Origin of the sequence: Phormidium sp. CCY1219 (assembly GCF_035615515.1) — a bacterium.
GTDB lineage: Bacteria > Cyanobacteriota > Cyanobacteriia > Cyanobacteriales > Laspinemataceae > CCY1219.
In genome coordinates, this window is record NZ_JAJENT010000165.1 from 1 (window position 1) to 5283 (window position 5283).

A 5283-nucleotide genomic window follows, 5' to 3' on the forward strand; every position below is an offset into this window, starting at 1 on the left:
TCTTGAGCTATGAGACGGGGGATAAATACCCCGGCGGATCTTGAGCTATGAGACGGGGGATAAATACCCCGGCGGATTTTGAGCTATGAGACGGGGGATTTATACCCCGGCGGGTGTGACTTGAGCTGTTAACCGATGATTGATACCCCCGGCGGCTGCAACTGCCCCCATTTTGTGATAGAGTCGGATAATGGACACCCATTCCCCCAAACCCACTATGTCGAATCGTCCCGAACTGTTTATCGAGAAAATCATGCCCGTCAATCTGCTCAATCAGCAGGTGTATTACGAACATGGGGGCAATCCGTTTAAAGGATTGCATCGCTGGTATTCTCGCAAACCGCTATCCTTTTCTCGCGCTTCCGTGTTGGCGTCTTTATTACCCGCAGATGTTTCCGGGGAAGAGTTTGAATATTTGTTGGGATTGCAACCGGGAAAAGAAATCAAACTCTATAAAATGCCGCCGTCTTCGGTACGGATTAAAAAGGTTCACGACTATTGCGAAAAAGTCTGGGGAACACGCACCCCAACGGTATTAGATGCCTTTGCAGGGGGTGGGAGTATCCCGTTTGAAGCGGCGCGGTATGGGTTGAATGTGTTGGCTTCTGACCTCAATCCGGTGGCGGTGGTGACGATGAAGGCGGCGATGGAATATCCCCTCAAGTTTGGCCCCGATTTGCAGCAGGATATTGATAAGTGGGTGCAGTGGGTTGGGGATGAAGCGGAAAAACGCTTAGCAGAATTTTTCCCGTCTCAGGAAGGGGAAACGGTACAAAACTATCTTTGGGCGCATACGGTGGTTTGTCCGAGTTGTGAGTCGGTTGTGCCTTTGAGTCCGAATTGGTGGTTAAGTAAAACGAGTAACTATGCAGGAAAAGGGAAAGCAAGGAAAGTTACAAGTGATTGGTATGCGGTAAAACCGATTCCGAATCCTGATGAAAAGCGGGTTGATTTTGAGTTGATTAAGGGGAGGAAGGGAAAGGGAACAACGATTAAAACAGAGGATGGAGATTACGACCCAAAGGATTACGACACAATTAGCCGAGGGGTGGGGAAATGCCCAAATTGCAATAGTGTGATTGAAGATGATGCTATTAAGGCTCAAGCCCAAAAGGAAGGTTTAGGTCATCAACTTTATGCTGTGGCTTATAAAAAGGGTGAAGGAAGTTTAGAGTTTAGAACTTCAAATCAACTTGATTTAGATGGCGTTGATAAAACTAATGATTGTCTGAAATCTAAATCTTTAAATGTTTATTGGATTCAATCAATTCCTGATGAAGATAGGTTTGACGGATATGCAGATAGATGTTTGGCGTATGGTTTGATAAAAAACTCAGATTATTTTAACCCTCGTCAGCTTCTAACACTTGTAACGTATGTAGAGATAATCAACGAGGCAAAGTCAAAATTACAGGCTGAATATGAACCCAATAAAGCAGAGGCAATTAGCACTTATTTGGCTTTAGTATTAGATAGATGTGTTGATGAAAACTGTAGATTAGGTCGATGGAATTCTCCAAGGGCTGGCTCAGAAGGAGCTTCTTCTCAACACGCATTGAACTTAATGTGGAATTATCCCGAAAGAAACGGTAGCAGAGAATTATGGAAATGGTGTTCTAATGTCTTTGCATCAGATTATTCTAAACTTTGCGCCTTATTCGGCACAAAGCCCCACTCAACTGGCTTACCGGGAATCGAAGAATACAACCCAAAATCTATCCAAATCGATGCCGCATCTGCCGATAGCCTATTCCACATTCCCGATAATTCTGTCGATGCTATTGTCACCGATCCACCTTATTATGCCACGATCCAATATGCGGAACTGTCCGACTTCTTTTATTGTTTGACTCCTGATTCTACTATTATTAGTCAACGCGGTTATATTCCTATCTCTGACATTGCAACAACAGATCGCGTTTTGAGTCTTGACGGTAACTGGACTGAAGTTCAAAAGGTAGGCAATCGCAATTATAATGGTGACATCATTGAAATTCGAGTTGCATATAATAACCAAAAACTCATCATTACACCCGGTCATAAAGTTTGGACTTTACCAAAAGAAAATGCAGGAGAACTAACAGGCTCATGGATTGATTCAAATGAATTAAAAAAGGGAGATTATATCTATATGCCTACCTATTCTCCCATAGAGAAAAATTTTAAACAAGCTATACACCTAAGCGATTTCTTAGATTATCCTCATGACGAATCTTGGCTTTATTATGGTAATAAATCTGCTGATATTTTAGAAATCAGACAAGCACTTCAAAAGTTAGGAAAAGAATATTTGACCCTCAAGGAAATTGCTCAAAAATTAGGAGTTTCCTATACTCGAGTTGTTCGGATTAACAATGAAAAAGGCGCACAAAAATTTTGCATTCCTAATCAGATAGAAGTAGATTATGATTTAATGAAAGTAATCGGCTATTTTTTAGCAGAAGGAAGTCTCCTTAATCGTCAAGGAAAGAGAGATGAAGGACGTATAACATTTGTTTTCAACCAATCAGAACAACAATATGTTGACGAAATCATAAAAATCTTCAAAGAAAAATTTATTTGTCAAGGGCATTTACAGCATAGAGTGAAAGAAAAAGCAATTGTTTTGAATTTTTATTGCAAGCCCATAGCAGAATTTTTTGAAAAACTATGTGGAAAGAATTCGCACTCAAAAAAAGTTCCTAACTGGTTATTAGATGCTCCAGAATTCCTGTTGAAAGGTTTGATTGTTGGATATTGGAATGGTGATGGCTCAACAGGAGACAATTTTTTTCAACTTACAACAATATCATCAACTTTAGCTTGTCAAATTAAAATTATTCTTCAACGTTTAGGAATTGTTGCACATCAATATTTTGACGATCGCTATCGAACTTGTGAATTTCATGAAAGACAGGTCAAAAGCCAACCCAGATTCTTGATAAAAGTCTGGGGCAAATATAGAGAAAAACTCGCGCAAATTTTAGAATGTTCGACTCCAACAGTGAAACAAGGGAACTATCTAAATATTTGGACAGATCGAGGGCAATGGATTCCTATTCGCGAAATCCAACGAAAATCTTATAACGGCAAGGTTTATAACCTAACTACAGTGTCGCACAACTATGTAACTGCACAAGGTTGCGTTCATAACTGTTGGCAAAAACGCACACTAGGCGACATATTCCCCGAACTATTCCTAACCGAACTTACCGACAAAGATAGAGAAGCCGTCGCCAACCCCTCCCGCTTCCGCAATATGGGCGCATCCCCCGACGAACTCGCCGCCCAAGATTACGAGGCGAAAATGGCACTGGCATTCACCGAATATTACCGCGTCCTCCGCGACGATGGCGTAATGACAGTGCAATTTAACCATAAAGAATCCGGGGCGTGGGACGTTCTCACAAAATCCTTGATCGATAGCGGATTCGAGATTACCGCATCCTGGGCGGTGAGTACGGAAAACCCGCAAAACCTGCACCAAGCGCAGAAAAACTCTGTTTCCAGTACGGTATTGCTGGTGTGTCGCAAACGAGACCCCAACGCCGCACAAGCGTGGTGGGACGATTTGCGCCCCGATGTCGCCAATTTAGTGGAACAACGCGCCCCGGAATTTGAAGCCAACGATATCAAAGGCATCGACCTCTATTTAAGCGCATTTGGCCCCGCCCTCAACGTTTTCAGCCGTTCCTATCCCATCCTCGACAGCAGCGGTGAGGAAGTGCGTCCCGAAGTTGCCTTCGCCGAAGCCAGAAAAGCGATCGCAAATTACCGTTTTCGCAAGCTAGTCCAAACCGATACCGCCGGATTTGACCCCCTCACCCAGTGGTATCTCCTGGCTTGGGATGCATTTAGTGCCCGCGAATTCCCCTTCGATGAAGCGAGACAATTAGCATTAGCGATCGGCGGTTTCAACGTCACCGATTTAACCAAAACTTACAAATTGTTAAATTCCGCCAGTGGCACTTGCAAACTCCTCACCCCACAACAACGCCTGAAAAAACGCGGCTTTTCCACCAACCCGCAAGAGTTTTCCAGCCGCTATTTAGTAGATGGACTTCACGCGGTTATCGCCCTGTATCAAGAGGAGGAAAACATCCAAAAAGTGCGGCAGTTTATGAAAACAACCGGACTCACCAGTAACGATACCTTCATGCGGGCGATCGAGGTAGCGTTAAAAGTGATTCCCCGTCTGGGGGATGAGAAAAAACGGATGGTGGAAGAGAAAGCGCTGTTAAATTTGTGGTTATCGATGGATGAGATTAAAGCCAAGGTTGTTTACGAACAATTGGAGATGAAAGATGAAGGGGGACAGTTGACGTTGGATTTGGGGTAAGGATTAGAACAAATGTAGGGGTTTGGTTTCCAAACCCTCTTAGCTATTATGCCAGAAATTTACGTTATCGGCGGGTGCAATGGATCGGGAAAAACGACAACAGCAATGCAGTTGTTGCCGAACTTTTTAAATGTAGTGGAATATGTGAACGCCGATGAAATTGCAGCGGGACTCTCTCCATTTAATCCGGAATCCGTTGCCATTCAAGCGGGACGATTGATGCTGGAACGGTTAGCACTTTTATCAAATGCCGGGGCTGATTTTGCGTTTGAAACTACCCTCGCTTCTCGCAATTATCTCCGGTTTTTACGAAACTGCAAAAGCCAACGTTATACGATTAATTTAATTTATTTTTGGCTATCTACTCCAGAACTAGCGATCGCACGGGTAAGGCGCAGAGTAGAGGCGGGAGGATATAACATCCCGGAACCCGTCATCCCCGTCGCCATGAGAGGGGAAGAAATAATTTTGTAAATTTGTATTTACCGTTAAGCGACACTTGTATCGTTTACGATAATTCCGATGTGATTTCTCAAGTGGTGGCTACCTATCATAAGAGTGAAACGGCTAAGCCTATGGTTTATGAACCTAAAATTTGGAATCAACTTACTGGAGGTATTGATGAAATCTGAGGATTTAGCCCTGTCTCCGTTGCATCAAAAAATCGATGCTGGAATTAAAAAAGCTGTCGCCGATGCTATCGAAAAACATCGTAAACTCGGTCAATCAATTAGCATTTGCAAAGACGGTAAAGTCGTTACCATTCCTGCGGATGAAATCAAAAATCTCGATAAGCCCTCACCTTGATATCTTGCACCATTCTCAGTAAGCCTTTGTCACCCGAGGATCCGGCGGGGGTTTAAACCCCCGCCTCATAGCTAAAGCCGGTTAGAAACCGGCTGAAAACGTTACCATAGAAGCATTTCAGATCCGGCGGGGGTTTAAACCCCCGCCTCATAGCTAAA

The 5283-nt window shown here is 43.5% G+C and carries 3 protein-coding genes; all 3 read left to right on the forward strand.

Going from position 1 to position 5283, the window contains the following annotated elements:
• Nucleotides 1-217: 217 nt before the first annotated feature.
• The gene (locus tag LKK83_RS00910; protein ID WP_324628844.1) at nucleotides 218-4318 is read left to right on the forward strand and encodes a DUF1156 domain-containing protein; all 4101 of its coding nucleotides are present in this window, start codon (nucleotides 218-220) and stop codon (nucleotides 4316-4318) included.
• Nucleotides 4319-4366: 48 nt separating this feature from the next.
• Nucleotides 4367-4792, forward strand: coding sequence for a zeta toxin family protein (locus LKK83_RS00915; protein ID WP_324628845.1), 426 nt, complete (start codon nucleotides 4367-4369; stop codon nucleotides 4790-4792).
• A 147-nt stretch (nucleotides 4793-4939) separates the two neighbouring features.
• Entirely contained in the window at nucleotides 4940-5125 is a 186-nt protein-coding gene (locus tag LKK83_RS00920) for a hypothetical protein (protein ID WP_324628846.1), read from the forward strand.
• Nucleotides 5126-5283 lie beyond the last annotated feature (158 nt).